Here is a 15,772-nt window from a genome sequence, read left to right as displayed (position 1 = left end):
TGATTGAATAACGTTTAATTATTGGCTTCATCTTCTAGGTAAGCATGATCCAATGCGGCCAGGCCGGCCGCACCGTTACCCAGTAGCTCACCCACATAATTACGCACGTTGCCGTAATGCTGGTCGACCCAGTCCAATGCCGTGTCGAGATAATCAACCCGAACCCCGGTCATGTCCCGCATGTCTTGCAGCATCCGCCGGGTCGCCCCCATCTGGGCAAATGCCACCAATGTCTGGTTAATGACTGCCGCCTGTTCGTGGTTGGACAGCAAGTAGTCTCGGCGAATCACGTCCCGCGGAACGCCGAGCGCACCGAGTAGCAAAGCCGCAGCGGTACCGGTACGGTCCTTACCGGCGGAACAGTGGAACATCACCGCACCGGGCGTGTTGACAGCCGTGACTAAAAATTGGCGTAACGATTCCTGCAATTCGGGCTTGGCCACCAGGTCCTGGTACCCGCGACGAATGTGCTCTGGCCCGTCCTCATGGTGGATCACGTAATCCCGCAAGGCATCCGACTCCATTTTCAGGTCGCCAACAAACAATGGGGCGGCAACGTACTGCACCCCCGACAACTTGACGTCGGGGTTCTGACCCGCCTCGTTAGGTAGGCGTAGATCCACCACGGCGGTAACGTCTAACGCCTCCAATTGTTGCACATCATGCGTGGTCGCCTCAGTGAGCCGCCCACCGCGAATAATTTTGTGCGGCCGCAGGTACCGGCCACTGGTCGTCCGTAGATGGTGGTAGGTCCGCGTGTTCACGACGTGTTCCAAACCTAGGATATCAATTGCCCGCTGTGGGGCGGTTGCTACTGTCAATGTCATCACCTCGAGAAAACTGTAGCATATTTTGTGGTGACGTGAAAGCGTGTGCAATTATCTCCACCTGTGACTTAGTTTTACATCACCGCCATACCCAACGCAATCGCTTTACGTACTCCGCCCCATCCGTGAAAATGAGGGTATGATGTAGAAGCTCGTAACCAATGAGGAGGACTACCATGCAACCCCGGCAACAGCAGCGTTCCACCATTTTGAGTATCGTCACCTTTCTGGGCGTCTTTGGCGCGTACATGACCTTTGAGCATTTCGGCTACTCCGGGTGGCTAGAGATCGTCCTCACCATCATCGCGGCGGCCGTCAGCGCCCTCGTGGGGGCGTTGATTGCCAATTTTATGGTTAAATAAGGCCTTTAATCCGTTCTACTCGATTCGCCTTGGATTATGACCGACAAGTTTTTTTGAAAAGCCCCCGGCAAATGAAGAAAAGCAGTCCGGCCAATTAACGGGTAACCGCACCGAACTTTATTGTGCCGTTGGTAACCCCGGGCCATGGGTCCCGGCTCAAACCACGGTGACCTGGCCTAGTATTAATTGAAAATAAAAAAGTAGTGCTGCAAGCCCTCCGGTTTGTCGCACTACTTTTTGTCCTGAAAAAATGACAACGGCCCGCCGCGTCAACATCGCGAACGAGCCGTTATATGTAGGTTTTTGCCCACCCATGTGCGAACCGGCGCTCAGCAGCAGCTCACACACATCAACCATGAACATTATGACCCGTTTTTAGGCAAAGTGCAACGGTTTGTGCACAAAAAACCCACCTTTTAGCCGTTATTGTCAGCATCTGTTCATAAACCGTGAACAACCGTTGTTCATGAATGCAACAACCACATCAAAACCTACGCTCGCTTCTCCACCACATGCGCATCGACCGTCCGCCGACCGTGACGGGCTCGCAACGCGTAGAGGATGGTGACCGTGTCGACCACTTCCTGGAACATTGCACCAATAATCGCCGGAATCACCCCGGTACTGGCCACCAACATCAGCGCTGTACAAATACCAATTCCGATCAGCACCGCCTGCCGGGCGATGACCATCGTATCCCGCGCAATCAGAATGCTAGTGGCGACCTGGCTCAGGTCATCATGTAGCAACACCACGTCTGCCGACTCACTGGCCGCCGTGGCGCCACGTGCGCCCATCGCGATGCCGACGTCGGCCACGGCGAGCGACGGCGCATCGTTCACCCCATCACCAACCATGATGACCGGGTGTTGCTCCTTAGGCACGTTCTTCAGCACGGCAATTTTGTCTGCTGGTAGCTGCTCGGCGTATACCGTGTCGATGCCAGCCTGATCCGCTACGGCGTCCGCCGTAGCTTGCCGGTCACCAGAAATCATCAATAAGTGCTGCACACCCAACGCGTGCAAGCGCCGCATTGTGGCTGGGGACTCGGCACGAATGGTATCCGCAAAGAGGATGCGACCCACGTAGCGGCCATCCACCGCCACGTAGACGGCCGTTTGGTCACTGACGTTGCTCGCGTGCACAAAGGCGGCTTGGCCGACCGCCACGGTTTGCCCCGCGACGGTCGCCGTCACCCCGTGACCCGTCGTTTCCGCCACGTCCGTCGCCAGCAACAAGGACTGGTCTGCCACCGCGGTCACTAACGCCCGCGCCAGGATATGCCCTGAGTGCTGCTCGGCCGCAGCCGCCCAGGCCAGCAACGTCGCTTTATCCACATCCGTGACGGCCGGCTCGACGCTGACCACGCGCAGGTCCCCACGCGTCACCGTCCCGGTCTTATCAAAAGCCACAGTCCGGGCGGCCGCTAGTTTTTCCAAGGCCGCTCCGGACTTGACGATGATGCCTTCACGGCTAGTCCGACTCATCCCTGAGACCAGCGCGATTGGTGCCGCCAGAATCAATGGGCACGGTGACGCTACCACCAGCACCTCGGCAAAGCGCACCGGGTCCCCAGCCACGTACCAGGCCACCCCCGCGATCAAGTACGCCAGCAACGTAAACGGTACCGCGTATCGGTCGGCCAGCCGCACAAAGGGGGCCTGCTGACTGGCTGCATCCTGAACTAACCGCACAATGCTTTGGTACTGACTGTCCGCCGCGGTTTTGGTTACGGTCACCGTCAACGCAGCATCCCCGTTGACGGTCTCCGACATTAATGGGGAACCCGCCGCCTTAGCTACGGGGCGCGATTCACCGGTAATGTTGGCCTCATCTACTAGTGACTCGCCGGAGACAACACATCCGTCCACCGGGACCACTTCTCCCGGACGGACAACGATGACGTCGTCCACCCGGACGTCCGCCGCGGCCACGTCGACTAACTGGCCGGCTTCCTGCCGGTGCGCCATGGTCGGCGTGTGCGCGAGCAATTCACGAAGCTCCGAGTTCGCTTTGTGCGCGGCGTAGTCCTCCAACGCGTCACCACCAGTTAGCATGAGCAGTACGATCAGAGCCGCCCAGTACTCACCAACCGCCACGGTAGCCACCACGGCCGTGATGGCCAACAAGTCCACGCCAAATTTCCCAGAACGTAGCGTTTGTACCATGTCCCAAAACATCAGGGCCGCTAACGCCAGTCCCGCCACGTTGATGACCGTGGCCGCCACCAACGGCTGACCCAAGCCCCACTCGGCGACGGCCGCCACCACGGCCACCACCAAAACAAACCACAAACGCCAATAGGTACGGAATACGCGCATGTTACTCGCCCCTTCCCCATAACTTGTTATAATGCGTTTAATTACTACTCTTATTTTACAAGCTCGTGCAGACTCAGTCAACCGTGGCGCTAACACCCATCGGTACAGCGTTAGCGGCGGATACTGATAGCCGGGTATCACTGCCCTTTTTTTCGTAATGAGGTCAAAATTTCGACACATTTTCAGAATACAATATATAATTAATATCTGTTGACACAATTATCTGGCGTGCTGACCTGACGGCACGCAGCAGTACACACACTATATCAGCACTATCGGGAGGTTTTTCTAGGTGGCGAATTCGACAACACAAACAGCAAGCCAGCCCCCAAAGAAGAAGCGGGTCTACCTCTATGAGGTTGACCTGATGCGCGTCATTTTCATCTTTGGGGTTCTAGCAAACCACGCAACTAGTACGGTCACGACGCCCATGACCGCCCAATCGGGACCCTGGTACATCATGCTGGGGACCCACTTAATTCTGCACTTTACCCGGATGGGCTTCATGTTCGTCAGCGGGTTGGTGCTGTTTTTGGGCCATTACAATAAGAACCGCAACTGGCCACAATTCTGGTATAAGCGGTACAAAGGGTCCGGTATCCCCTACCTGGTCTGGAACGGGGTCTTCCTCCTCGACACCGCCTGGGTCACTGGTGCCGCCATCACGCCTAGTTCGTGGTTCCACCAGTGGATCGACGCGGTCCTGCACGCCGACCAGTTCTACATGTACTACCTATTAGTTATGTTCCAACTGTACCTGATTTTTCCCATTCTGGTCTGGTTCCTCCACAAGCTGGGCTCGTTACGCAACCATCTCATCCTGCTCGTCATTTCTGGCGGGATTCAGCTGGCCTTCCTGGCGTGGGCCAAGTACGTCTTTCCGTACATCAGCCACGCCGGCTGGCCGTACATGTTCGCTAACTATGGCAACTTTATCGGCTCCTACCAATTCTACTTCCTCGGCGGCGCCATCACGGCCATTCACTACAAACAGGTGGTCGAGTTTCTGCAAAGTCGTGCTAAGTGGATTTACAGCATCACTGCGTTGCTGGCCGTCGGGACCTTTGGCCTGTTCTACTTCAACATGTTTATCCTCAAGCTCGACCGGCACTACGTTGAACTGATTCATCAGCCATACCTCGGGGTCTACTCCAGCTTCATGGTCATCACCACGTTCCTGGTCTCCCTGGAATATGCTAAGCGCCGCACCCTGCCGCACTGGCGGTGGTTCAGCAACTTTGTCAGCCTGTCGTCGAAGATCAGTTTTGGGGTCTACCTGCTACAATCGGTAGCGCTAACCGGACTGATTGGCATCCTTGACGTCCTGAACCTCACCGACTGGCAACTGATTGCGGCGATTCCGTTCGCCTACATCTTTGCCCTCGGCAGTACTTGGCTCCTATCGTACTTCTGCTACAAGGTGCCACCATTCGGAATCCTAATTGGCCGCCCGAACTTCTCACTAAAACAAACTTATCGCAAACTCTTTAGAAAAGAGGCCACTGCAAATGACTAAATTAACCGACGAACTTACCAGTCACCTCCAGGCCAACCTGGACCGGGCCATCATCAAGGACGAGGCCAGTGATACCTGGTTTACCGGCCGGGACCTGCAGCACGACATCAACGTGCTCACGGACGCCCTGCGCGCCGCCAATGTTGGTCGTGACGACGTTGTCTTTATGAGCCTTGACAACTCACCCGTCTACGTTCCCATCAACCACGCACTCTGGCACATGGGCGCCACTGCACACCCCGTCGCCCCCACCACGGGCCACGCTGAGCTGGTCAACGACTTTGAAGAATCGCAATACGCCGCCGTCCTGCTGAACCCCGAGCGCGCTGCGGCGTTCAAAGGTGCGCCCGGCACCGCCGCCACGCACCTGACCACGCTGAAGATGTTCCCCGACCTGGTATTGATTCGCAACACCAAACACACTACGCCCGCCAGTCACGCTGCACCAACCGACGAGACGCTGGGCATGATCCTCAACACTTCGGGTACCACGGGCAAGCCCAAGCGGGTCGGTTTGAACCACTACATGATGTGGAAAGCCGCCCACAACGACCTGGAAAGTCACCAGATGACCCGGGACGATACCGTCCTGATCGTGATGCCGATGTTCCACATTAACGCCCAGGAAGTCATCATGTTGTCGACCTTCCTATCTGACGGCCGAATTGTGGTGGCGCCAAAGTTCTCCGCTCGCCGGTTCTGGCCGGAGGTGCTGAACAACGACGTTACCTGGACGTCCGTCGTCCCGACCATCATCACCATCCTCCTGCAAAACGAAAACGCCCTGAAGGCATACCGGCCGGAACACAAGTTGCGGTTTGTCCGCTGCGCTTCCGCGATGTTGACCATCAACCGGCATAAAGCCTTCGTCAGCAAGTTTCACGTGCCCATCCTTGAGGGTTACGGCATGACCGAATCGACTAGCCAGTGTACCTTAAACCCAATTGGTGCGGTCAAGATGGGCTCCGCCGGTAAACCGTATAAAACCGACGTCGCCATCGTGGAAGGTGACCACTTTACCACCAAAGCCGGAGTGCACGGCCAAATCGTCATTCATGGCGACCACGTGATCACCGACTATCTGGACCACAAGCCCGATGAATTCATGCACGGGTGGTTGCTGACTGGTGACCTCGGCTACTTTGACGCTGATGGTTACCTGTGGCTAGAAGGCCGCGCAAAGTACGTCATTAACCGTGGCGGCGAGAAGGTCAGTCCGACCAAGGTCGAAAACACGCTGTATGACCTCAACTTTGTCAAGGCTTGTGCTGTTGTGGGGGTCAAAGACGCGATCTACGGTCAAGCCGTCGCCGCCGCCATCAATGATGGCAGTGATGATCCCACCGTCCACGCCCAGCACCAGCAAGCCATTCAGGAATATACCGCCGCCCACCTGGCCAAGTTTGAGCGGCCGACCCAAATCTACTTTGTCGATAGTTTCCCGAAGAACCCTACCGGCAAGATTATGCGGCCTAAGCTGGCCAGCCAGCTAGAAGCCCTGGCCGCTAGCCAACCGGTCGGTAAATAGTCCCTGCTTGCCCGTAATCAGTACGGGCAGGCCACTACATAGTGGTCACTGGTAACACCGTGACTGCAAGGCGTACCTTCGTCCACAGGTCACTAAATGAGGTAAATACATGAAACGCATTTTGCACCGCACCTTAATGACAATATTCCTAGTTTTCGTCGTCGGCTTTGCTTTCTGGGGCTGGAACCTCACCCGGAGCGACGGTAAAAGTGGCACACTTGAGACCATTACGATCGGCTACCAGGCGGGTGACCCGGTCGACGTGGCCCGTATCCACGGTGACTTCAAGCGCAAGATGAAGGCCAAGGGCTACAAAATCGTGTTCAAGGAATTCCAAAACGGGGCGGCGGAAATGGAAGCTATGAGTTCTGGCACCATCGATTACGCCCGGGTGGGTGATACCCCACCCGTCTCCGCCATCTCCCAGGGCCACAAGGTCACGCTCGTTGCGGCGGGGTCCTCCAAGGCTAACGGTAGTGGCATCGTGGTGGGCAAAAACTCCGGTATCACCAGCCTCAAGCAACTCAAGGGCAAAACGATTGCGTACACCTCCAACACCAGCTCCCAGTACATGGTGCTCAAGGCCATTAAGAAAGCCGGCCTGTCAACGAGCGACGTGAAGTTAAAGGATATGTCGCAGTCGGCGGCCTCCGTCGCCTTTGCCAAGGGTAAGATCGACGCCTGGGCCAACTGGGATCCGTACACCGCCCAGGCGGAAATCAACTATGGCGCCCGGATGCTGGTCAACGGTCAACAGCTGAACGTTAACAACCGGGACTACCTAATTTCCAGTGCTTACGCCCAAGAACACACCGATGTCAACAAGTTAGTCGTGAAGTACCTCGGTCAGGACATGACGTGGGCCAACAACCACAAGAGCAAGCTCATCACCCTCATGGTCAAAGCCCTGAAGCTCAAGCGTTCCATCGTGGCCAAAATGGTCAACCGGCGTAGCTACGCCATGGGTAGTGTGACGAAGTCCGAAATTAAGGAGGAGCAGTCAATTGCCAACCTCTTCTATGAACAGGGCGTAACCAAGAAACAGATCACCATTAAGAAGGTCAACAACAGTAATTGATGCATAACAAAGGCCGCAACTACCAACGCTGGTAGTTGCGGCCTTTTGGTGCACTGGACTGGATTAAGCACTCACATGAAACTCTTGGGGGTCATGGGGCCGAGAAAAGTAATATCCCTGGCCACGAGTAATGCGAAAGCGTTGCGCTAACGCCACGTCTGCAGGCGTCTCGATACCCTCAAAGGTAAACAGCATTTGCTGCTCCTCTGCCTGGTCAAACCAGAACTTGAGGGCGGCGATGCACTCGGGAGATGGCTGCTCACCCCGCTTCCGCATGTTCTGGAGGGCAAACTTGATCGTATTGACGTACGGCAGCAGGTGCTGCACCTGCTTAAACTGGTTGTCCGACCCCACATCATCAATGGCCAACAGGACGCCGGCACTGCGGTAGCCCGCGCTCAGCCGTTTGAGCACCTCCAAATCGGGACACTCCACGAGCTCAACGGTAAGTTGCCGTGGTGACAAGTATTGGCGCACAAAGTTGGTCAACTGGTGCATCATGTTTTCATCGGCAAACTGCGCCCGCGTCAGGTTAATCGAAACGTGGTGGTTATCAAGCTCCTTCACGGCCTCCGCGAGTAGTTGCACCACCTGGCTGGGAGGTAATTCAAAGCTGGACGGAACTCGCCACGCGGAACGTTTTTCGTCCCACTCACGCAACAATAATTCATAGAGAATCACCCGCTTGGTGGCGATGTTTTCAATGGGTTGAGCAAAATAAGTAAAGCGCGTCATCTGCGTCAGACCAGTCCTCATTGTAATTGCTAATAATTTCATTATGCCACTAACTACCCATACTTGCACATTCATGGCTGTAACTGGTGGTGCCCATAAAGTTAGGTAGTAAATGTGTTGAACAGCTACGGATCCAGGCCCCGTTGATTTCAAAACGAGTTGCGCCCCGCAAACGTTACCGCGTAGGGCACTTACACCCCAGGCTAAATTAGCCTTTATCTCCACAAAACGCCACGCACGGAATCATGCGCGGCGCCTATTGGGGATCAGGGGCGGCCTGCTTCATTGGGGGAAAACAGGCACAACTACAGCTTACCGTCTCACTAACATGCACGCCACACCCCCAACCACGCAACGCCGCCACGACGCGCTGGCCCGCAAGATAAATTTTTACTGCTGGCAAAACCCGCCTCCACGTCCTGCAATCTCAGGTCAGTACAATATGAAAGGGTTTACTACGGCCAACCCGTTAGCTATGCTGTAAGTATAGTGATTGGTCCAAACCGCCAGTACGCTGAGTGGTTTAGACCCAGTGGAGGTTAATTGACCATGAAACATGAAGAATTTGACGCGGCTGTTGGCGGGCGCCTCATCGTGTCTTGCCAAGCCCTACCGGATGAACCGCTGTATACGTCCCAGGGTGGCGTCATGCCACTAATGGCCCGGGCCGCTGCCCGGGGCGGGGCAGCCGGCATCCGCGCCAATACCGTCCGCGATATTCAGCAGATCCAGGCAGTCGTCCACCTGCCCATTATTGGCATCATCAAGCGGGATTACCCGCCAGAAGCACCCTACATCACCGCTACCATGCGGGAGGTCGACGAACTGCATGCTACCCATGTCGCTGTAATTGCGCTCGACTGCACTGACCGGCCGCGTCATGACGGCCAAAGCGTCCGCGACTTTGTCCATGCGATCAAAGCCAAGTATCCCGACCAGCTTCTGATGGCTGACATCGCCACCTACGATGAAGGCATCGCGGCGCGTACTGCTGGGTGCGATTACGTGGGAACCACCCTGTGTGGCTACACTGAGGCCAGCAAGGATATCCCCGTTCCACCGTTTGACCTCGTGCAACGCCTAGCGGCCGCCGGGGTGCCGACCATCGCGGAAGGCCACGTCCAGCAGCCAGAACAAGCCCAACGTATGCTCGAGGTGGGCGCGCTGGCCGTCGTGGTCGGTGGCGCCATTACCCGTCCCATGGAGATCACGCAGCGGTTTGTTGCAGGAATGCACGCCTAGGCGTGACTAGTGCCACGTCACCGCTGGGTAAGTTGCACCGCGCCGACCCGTTGCGTTAGAATGAAATGCGGATGGTTGTAAGCGCATACTTTGCCTACAGTAAAGCCGCGCTAGCTATCCAGTTGCGCAACGCGGTTCTTCATGTGGGGTGAATAAATTGAACATGCACGCGTGGGCTTTTGTGACGCTTGGTCTCCTGGGGTTATGCCTGATGGGGGTCGGTATTTACCAGATTGTTGCCGGCCTCACCAAGTTTGTTGTACTCGGGTTCATCAACGCCGGCTTTGGCGTAATCGCAGTCGCCGTTGGCATTGCCTTCCTGATGGTGGCAGTCAACGGCGGTGCGGCAGGACGCCGGTAACGGCACCGACCAGTGCTAGTAAGCGGAGTGTAATCCGTGATTGTATTAAAAAAGTGTGGGACCAGCGTCCCACACTTTTTGTTTGATCTGTTTAATCTAAGGCTATTTGCCGACAGCCACGGCCTGCTTGGTCTTGGCCCGACTGCCACGGCTCTGCCGCCGTGCTAGCTTAATCATCTGGGCCTGACGCGCCTTGTTGAGTTTCTCAGGGCCAATGTAGCGCTCTTCCGCCGCAAACCGCGCGTTGCATGCAGCCTCAAAACTGTGGAACTGCTCGTTGAGCACGAGGCGCCCCTCATACATCATCCGGGCAACCCACTTGGAAGACTGCTTGTCAAAGCTGACGCCCACCACGCCACTGCTGTTGGTACTCCGCAAAACGGTCATCCCGTCCACGTGCGCCTTCTCGCTGATGTGGTGCTTGACCATCTGGGCCCGCGTCTTCTCCTGAGACAGGATGTTCTTACGCGAAACCTCAGCCCGGTAGCAACCGCAGCTTTGCGTTTGGCCCTTCCGCAACCGGTAACCATCAACGATCACTTCGTTCCCGCAATCACAGCGGCATAGCCAGTTAGCATTACCATTCAATGGGTTACGACTCGCAAATTCGAACACCGTTAAGCGCCCAAACCGCTGACCGGTCAAATCAATTCTTGTCAATAAACTCACTCCCGTTTGTTGTTACTAGTATTGTTGCTCGGCCCCGTACAGCCCCCAAGCTGTACTGAAAACGACCGACGACTAGCAATGACCAATCCCCCCAGACTGGTTCACCGCCTTATCCTAATTATGCCACGGACAGTATCGTGTTTCCACTACTTCCCCGCTTATGTTACAGGTAAATAACGCCTGGCAATTCCACGAACTCCGTCACCACGCATTTACCGAGCATATACAAAAAATGTAAAAAACAGTCTTGACACCGTCACAGGTACTATCCTATTTCACACATCCGGCATGCGGGTACGCTTGCAACAAGCACACCATGACTTACACTACTAACCACGCAAAATGGTCCGCCACTACACGTTCACGTGCAGTAGCGGACCATCATCATACCCGTTCCCCAAATTGTAAATATCATCACCGCAATGGTGTGGTGCTGTGATTAGCTAATAGCCTGCTCGAGAGCGTCGCTTTGCGTCCGCCCCAGGTACTCAATTTCAGCAGCCATTCGTGCACGCCGCGCGGTGTCGAAGTCCTTGGAACGTTGGTTCAATACCAACTTACCCTTGTACATCATCCGCGCTACCCACATATCGGTCTTCTTGTCGTAACAAACGCCAACAACCCCGCTGTGGTTACTACGACGACGCGTCATCATAATGCCGAAACGAATATCTTCAGTGCAGTTTTTCGTTTGCATTTGAGCGCGCGTGGCTTCATTGTGCATAATGCTGCGCCGCGCAACCTCCGAACGTAAACAACCGCAACTGCGAGTCATCCCTTTGCGTAAACGGTAACCGTCCACAACGACCTGGCGGCCGCAGACACACTGACACAGCCATTGGGCGTTACCAGTGTGCGGATCATTGCCAGCGTACTTCAACACGGTTAACCGGGCAAAGGTGCGTCCGGTCATGTCAACTCGTTTCATCTTCGTCATCCTTTCAATCACAGCACGCTACCTCGACCGTGACCTACTTCCCCGAAGACGTATGACGCGGCTTTGTGTACACGCGACCCCCACCGCGAACAGCAGTTGTTATCTGGCGATAACCACTGCTTGCCTGCATCATATAGGCAAAAGCGTACACAAAACACCTCAGGGCCCCGCGTCATACTTGGTTCACCCGGCAAAACGGGTAAGCTGTCCAGACGTCCACACACGGTGCGCGCCTGTCGCCCTCATTAACAATAATAATAACACTTGTTAGCCGTATTTGAACCACCTTTTGCCCATTACTTTTAAAATTTCTTACGGGTCAACCATTAGCCAAAATTCTCATTTTTTGACATTTTATGTTAATGTTCCCCTGGCAATAACAAAGCCGCAGTCCACACAGCGTTACACTGTCAGACTGCGGCTTTGGCTAAATCTACCCCGTTACTTGGTAGACCGGATAATTAAATCACGTTACGCTGGAATGGGTCGTCGGAGATACCTTCGGACAGAATCTTCTTGGACCATTCCTTAGCGGAGAACAGGCTGTGGTCACGGTAATTCCCACAACTCTTGATGTCCGTGCCCGGAACGTCTTCCCACTTGATGTCATTGGCAATCTGTTCCAATGAGCTCTTCAAGGCCTTGGCGACCTCGGTGGTGGAGTGCTCACCCCAAGTAATCAGGTGGAAACCGGTCCGGCAACCGAATGGTGAGCAGTCAATGATACCGTCCATGCGGTCACGCAGCAAACCTGCCAGCAAGTGCTCGATGGTGTGCAGGCCGGCCGTAGGAATGGCATTCTCGTTTGGCTGAACGAGGCGCAGGTCAAAGTTGCTGATCTTGTCGCCCTTGTTCCCGGTCTCAACGGTAATCAAACGTACATAAGGCGCCTTAACCGCCGTGTGGTCCAACTGAAAACTTTCTACTTTTGTCTGTGGCTTAGTCATAAATCAAAAGCTTCCTTTCTGCCCCGAAAAGTCGGGAAATTGCTGACCGTCTCAACTACGGCGAATCATTAATACTATTCTACCGCCAATGCCGCTTACTGTCACAGGGTCCAACTAATTGGGCCTTTAATTGCCGATATACCAGCGATACAACGCGTCACCAACTGCCAACGGCACGTAGCGCAGATCCACTTGGTAATCGCCATCGCCCCGTCGCAGAATCACCCGCACGTGTGCCAACCCCGTGCGCACCATCCACCAGGATTGCCGCACCGTGAGGGACTGCACGCGGATGCGCGGTACTACCAGGAGCTCGCGTTCAAACCACCGACCAGTTTGTAACCACGCAAAGTGGCCCTGAATGGCGTAGCCACGGCGCGTGGCGGCGTAACGTCCCTGCACCCCACCCCAAACCAGCAGCGCCAGGCTGAACCACCCCCATGGCCGTAGCCAAATTAGGCAGGGCAACACCACGATAGCAGGTAAAATCATCGCATTACGAATTAACGCCCAGTATCCCGTACTCACCACGTGGAGCGCGCGTAACGGGGCTGGTAACCAGTTGACGTATTTACTTAACAACATCCACACCTTGTCCTGGTGGGCTAGCGGGTAAATGACCATGTCCTTGTCATCCTCATTATTGGCCACGTTTGCCGCCAAAATCACTTGGGCCGTCCCCACGTGTAGCCACTGACGGATAATATTTTGTTTGTACCGCACCGCTTGAATCCGCCGCGCATGCGCCGTGACGGTACTGGTTTGCAGTAACCCTTTGCGTGAATGCAGCTGCTGACCGTCAAAACTGAGCGTAAAGCCCCAGTAACGGATCAAGATGCGTGCGAACTCGATTATGATCCCGCCCACCAGCGCGAGGAGCCCGACGACGATGACTGCCAGAACCGGTAACCGGGTAACCAACCGGGAAGCCCAGTCGACTAGCCCCGGAAAAAAGTCACTGACCCGTGACCCCACCGCGATGAGCAGCAACAGGAGTGGTACGAACCCCAACGACGTGATGCCAAAGAGCATTAACTCGTCCATGGGCAGCTGGTAGGTGGTTGCCCGCACTGCCGGAGTGGTAGGCATCTCTTGAGCCACCGGCACCTCAATATTTGCCGTTTGGTTGGCGGCCCGCGCAGCCTGGTGCCGGGCCTCAATTTCTTGGCCGACGGCGATCGGCACTAGTGTGAGTACAATCTCGCCCGAGCCCCCGCCACGCGCGGCGGTTTCAATCTGCACCTTTTCCAAGTGCAACGGCTTCATGAAGAACCATTGTAGATGCTGCACCGTCTGGATGCGCGCGTACGTGACGTGCCGGTGCTGCCGGCGCAGAACGCCTTGGTTGAGGGTAATGCCCTGATTGGACAGTTCATAGGTAGTACGCCAATACGGCAGCACCACAAATAGCGCGAGTGCCGCCACCACCGCCAAAATCACGAGGACTAACCACCGCGTGGCCCCGTTGATTAGGCTGGCCCGCGCGGCGTTATCACTCACCAAATCCACGAAGACTAAAACAATCAGCATCCACAGCAACTGAATACTATCAACTAGCATGGCAAGTGGATGCAGGTGCCGTGGTTTAGAGGTCATTGTCTTGTACCTCCATTGCGCGCGCCATAATCAGTTCACGCAGGTGCGTGGCGACCGCCGTTTCCACACCCTCTATGTCATGCGTAGTCGCGGCCGTCGCAATCACCACCTGCTCTAGGTGTTGCCAGTGCATCAGTGGCCCTGCCTTCAGGGTAACGTTCTGAATTCGGGCGATGGGGATGGCAATCCGTTTACGCATAACGAAGCCCGACTGGATCTCCACCGCGTTATCCGTGATTGAATATTCTGAAAACCGGTAACGGTATGGAACTAACGCCAATTCCACCAAAAATTCAGCCACGGTCAAGCCCAATGCGGCCCACACTAACCACAGCGGCCACGACCATAGGTGATTTGCCACCGCCAAACCCGCCGTAATCACCACACCGGCGCATAACGACCCCACGGCACTCAGCGCCCAGATTCGCTTGATTTGTGCCGGTAATTGTTGTGTTGTTTGCATTGCTCTTCTTCCCCCAGAGTCCGTAAAGTCTCCGCACAGTGTTATTCAATAGTCATCCGCTTTAATGTTATTCAAAGTATAACACCAAAAGCCGGGGAAAAAGTTATACTCGTTCACACCAGTAAACATTATTTTTAACAGGTTCAGCTTTTGGCAACACAAAAAAGGCACAACGACCATCCGCCTCGTCAAAGGGTCGAAATGGACCGTTGTGTCTTTTCATTTATTCACCATCCGAGGTGCGATGATGATTGTTAATCTTCCTGGTGCTTCCTACGTAAGATCAATCCCAACAGAGCGATTACGCTGAGTAGTTCGATCCCCATTGCCGCTAACTGGTCGGAATTACTATCACCAGTTTGTGGTAACGTGTGTAGCCCGTGGGCTGTGCTACCAGTGCCTGGTAGACGGTGACTGCCAGTCGTGCCAGCGGCCAGCGCAATACCATTACCACCAGTCTGTGGCAGATAGTGACCAGTGCCGGTTGCAACTGAAACGCCATTACCGCCAGTTTGTGGCAAGGTCCCACCTGTTTGTGGTAGACGGTGACCACCAGTCGTGCCAGTCTGTTGAGACTTAGCTGGCTTCGGGTTAGCCGCTACCGACAGGGACTTAGAACGGGACGAAGACTTGCTCAACGAAGCGCTGCGTGACTGAACGGTGCTGAGACTGTCAGAAACACTAGTGGACTTGGACTTCGACGTCTCAATCGAGTTTGAAACGCTGACCGACTTGCTCTGACTATTAGCCTTGGAATTCGACAGGCTGCCAGAAACCGACCCACTCAGTGACGTGCTCCGTGACTGCTCCGTACTCTGCGAAGTTGAAACGCTCGTGGACTGACTCTTGTCGGCCGACTTGCTCTGCGACGTCAACTTCGACTGGCTTGCGCTCAGTGATAGGCTCAACGACTGACTACCGGAGTGTTCACCTGAACGACTGCCGCTCAGTGAAGCACTTAGTGACTGGCTCCGCGATGCCTGCGTCGATGTAGATGCACTCATCGAAGTAGACAGTGACTTGCTGGTACTCTCACTAGCACTCTTGGAAGCGGAGGCCGATTGTGACGGCGTCACGGATGGGTTCTTACTAATGCTTTCACTTAGTGAACGACTTGCCGATTCAGATTCGCTCTTATCCTCTGACGTAGATTCGGAGCTGCTCAATGAAGCACTCTTGGACTGACTGTG

General features: G+C 55.2%; 15 protein-coding genes. 6 read left to right on the top strand and 9 right to left on the bottom strand.

Features of this window, described 5'->3' with window-relative positions; translation table 11 throughout:
* Positions 1-14 precede the first annotated feature (14 nt).
* Complete coding sequence (locus tag FD19_RS07905) at positions 15-821, bottom strand: tyrosine-protein phosphatase (protein ID WP_056969651.1); 807 nt, start codon at positions 819-821, stop codon at positions 15-17.
* Positions 822-1,003: 182 nt separating this feature from the next.
* Between FD19_RS07905 and FD19_RS07900 the strand changes: the two genes are divergently transcribed.
* On the top strand, positions 1,004-1,189 hold the full coding sequence (locus tag FD19_RS07900) for a hypothetical protein (RefSeq protein WP_054750689.1): 186 nt from the start codon (positions 1,004-1,006) through the stop codon (positions 1,187-1,189).
* 491 nt (positions 1,190-1,680) lie between these two features.
* On the opposite strand, the gene FD19_RS07895 is transcribed toward FD19_RS07900, so the two are convergent.
* Entirely contained in the window at positions 1,681-3,510 is a 1,830-nt protein-coding gene (locus FD19_RS07895) for a heavy metal translocating P-type ATPase (protein ID WP_056969649.1), read from the bottom strand.
* A gap of 292 nt (positions 3,511-3,802) precedes the next feature.
* Here FD19_RS07895 and FD19_RS07890 point away from each other — a divergent pair, with 292 nt between their 5' ends.
* The 3 genes from FD19_RS07890 to FD19_RS07880 all read left to right on the top strand — a co-directional run bounded on the left by FD19_RS07890 (position 3,803) and on the right by FD19_RS07880 (position 7,632).
* Positions 3,803-5,026, top strand: a complete 1,224-nt coding sequence (locus tag FD19_RS07890; protein WP_235804148.1) for an acyltransferase — start codon at positions 3,803-3,805, stop codon at positions 5,024-5,026.
* A complete protein-coding gene (locus FD19_RS07885) occupies positions 5,019-6,554 on the top strand; it encodes an AMP-binding protein (protein WP_056969644.1) in 1,536 nt (511 codons plus the stop codon). Before FD19_RS07890 ends, FD19_RS07885 begins: the two co-directional genes overlap by 8 nt.
* Before the next feature lie 109 nt (positions 6,555-6,663).
* Positions 6,664-7,632: an aliphatic sulfonate ABC transporter substrate-binding protein gene (locus FD19_RS07880; RefSeq protein WP_054750688.1), complete on the top strand. Its 969-nt coding sequence runs from the start codon at positions 6,664-6,666 to the stop codon at positions 7,630-7,632.
* A gap of 63 nt (positions 7,633-7,695) precedes the next feature.
* Here FD19_RS07880 and FD19_RS07875 read toward each other — a convergent pair whose 3' ends face one another.
* Positions 7,696-8,409, bottom strand: a complete 714-nt coding sequence (locus FD19_RS07875; RefSeq protein ID WP_225353537.1) for an EAL domain-containing protein — start codon at positions 8,407-8,409, stop codon at positions 7,696-7,698.
* 507 nt (positions 8,410-8,916) lie between these two features.
* Here FD19_RS07875 and FD19_RS07870 point away from each other — a divergent pair.
* Positions 8,917-9,609, top strand: coding sequence for an N-acetylmannosamine-6-phosphate 2-epimerase (locus tag FD19_RS07870; protein WP_054750686.1), 693 nt, complete (start codon positions 8,917-8,919; stop codon positions 9,607-9,609).
* A 211-nt stretch (positions 9,610-9,820) separates the two neighbouring features.
* On the top strand, positions 9,821-9,970 hold the full coding sequence (locus FD19_RS09760) for a hypothetical protein (protein WP_156639682.1): 150 nt from the start codon (positions 9,821-9,823) through the stop codon (positions 9,968-9,970).
* 102 nt (positions 9,971-10,072) lie between these two features.
* Here the strand turns inward: FD19_RS09760 and FD19_RS07865 are convergent, their stop codons facing one another.
* The 6 genes from FD19_RS07865 to FD19_RS07840 all read right to left on the bottom strand — a co-directional run.
* Entirely contained in the window at positions 10,073-10,630 is a 558-nt protein-coding gene (locus tag FD19_RS07865; protein WP_225353536.1) for an alcohol dehydrogenase, read from the bottom strand.
* Between the two features lie 448 nt (positions 10,631-11,078).
* Positions 11,079-11,567: an AP2 domain-containing protein gene (locus FD19_RS07860; protein ID WP_054750684.1), complete on the bottom strand. Its 489-nt coding sequence runs from the start codon at positions 11,565-11,567 to the stop codon at positions 11,079-11,081.
* A 470-nt stretch (positions 11,568-12,037) separates the two neighbouring features.
* Entirely contained in the window at positions 12,038-12,523 is a 486-nt protein-coding gene (locus tag FD19_RS07855) for an S-ribosylhomocysteine lyase (protein WP_054750683.1), read from the bottom strand.
* Positions 12,524-12,649: 126 nt separating this feature from the next.
* Positions 12,650-14,119 (bottom strand): PH domain-containing protein, encoded by a 1,470-nt coding sequence (locus FD19_RS07850; protein WP_056969642.1) that lies wholly within the window; start codon positions 14,117-14,119, stop codon positions 12,650-12,652.
* Positions 14,109-14,582 (bottom strand): PH domain-containing protein, encoded by a 474-nt coding sequence (locus FD19_RS07845; RefSeq protein WP_056969640.1) that lies wholly within the window; start codon positions 14,580-14,582, stop codon positions 14,109-14,111. Before FD19_RS07845 ends, FD19_RS07850 begins: the two co-directional genes overlap by 11 nt.
* Before the next feature lie 254 nt (positions 14,583-14,836).
* Positions 14,837-15,772, bottom strand: a 936-nt coding sequence (locus FD19_RS07840; protein ID WP_156639680.1) for an LPXTG cell wall anchor domain-containing protein, incomplete at its 5' end; no start/stop codon positions are given.

Source organism: Lacticaseibacillus thailandensis DSM 22698 = JCM 13996, from assembly GCF_001436135.1.
GTDB classification, from domain to species: Bacteria; Bacillota; Bacilli; order Lactobacillales; family Lactobacillaceae; genus Lacticaseibacillus; species Lacticaseibacillus thailandensis.
The sequence above is the reverse complement of the archived record's forward strand: the minus strand, read 5'-3'. Positions and strand labels throughout refer to the sequence as shown.

Excerpts from the sequence above, each read along its gene's own strand:
- FD19_RS07845 (WP_056969640.1), bottom strand. The coding sequence starts at position 14,582 with ATGCAAACAACACAACAATTACCGGCACAAATCAAGCGAATCTGGGCG.
- FD19_RS07870 (WP_054750686.1), top strand. The coding sequence starts at position 8,917 with ATGAAACATGAAGAATTTGACGCGGCTGTTGGCGGGCGCCTCATCGTG.
- FD19_RS07850 (WP_056969642.1), bottom strand. The coding sequence starts at position 14,119 with ATGACCTCTAAACCACGGCACCTGCATCCACTTGCCATGCTAGTTGAT.
- FD19_RS09760 (WP_156639682.1), top strand. The coding sequence starts at position 9,821 with ATGGGGGTCGGTATTTACCAGATTGTTGCCGGCCTCACCAAGTTTGTT.
- FD19_RS07860 (WP_054750684.1), bottom strand. The coding sequence starts at position 11,567 with ATGAAACGAGTTGACATGACCGGACGCACCTTTGCCCGGTTAACCGTG.
- FD19_RS07875 (WP_225353537.1), bottom strand. The coding sequence starts at position 8,409 with ATGAAATTATTAGCAATTACAATGAGGACTGGTCTGACGCAGATGACG.
- FD19_RS07885 (WP_056969644.1), top strand. The coding sequence starts at position 5,019 with ATGACTAAATTAACCGACGAACTTACCAGTCACCTCCAGGCCAACCTG.
- FD19_RS07900 (WP_054750689.1), top strand. The coding sequence starts at position 1,004 with ATGCAACCCCGGCAACAGCAGCGTTCCACCATTTTGAGTATCGTCACC.
- FD19_RS07880 (WP_054750688.1), top strand. The coding sequence starts at position 6,664 with ATGAAACGCATTTTGCACCGCACCTTAATGACAATATTCCTAGTTTTC.
- FD19_RS07895 (WP_056969649.1), bottom strand. The coding sequence starts at position 3,510 with ATGCGCGTATTCCGTACCTATTGGCGTTTGTGGTTTGTTTTGGTGGTG.
- FD19_RS07855 (WP_054750683.1), bottom strand. The coding sequence starts at position 12,523 with ATGACTAAGCCACAGACAAAAGTAGAAAGTTTTCAGTTGGACCACACG.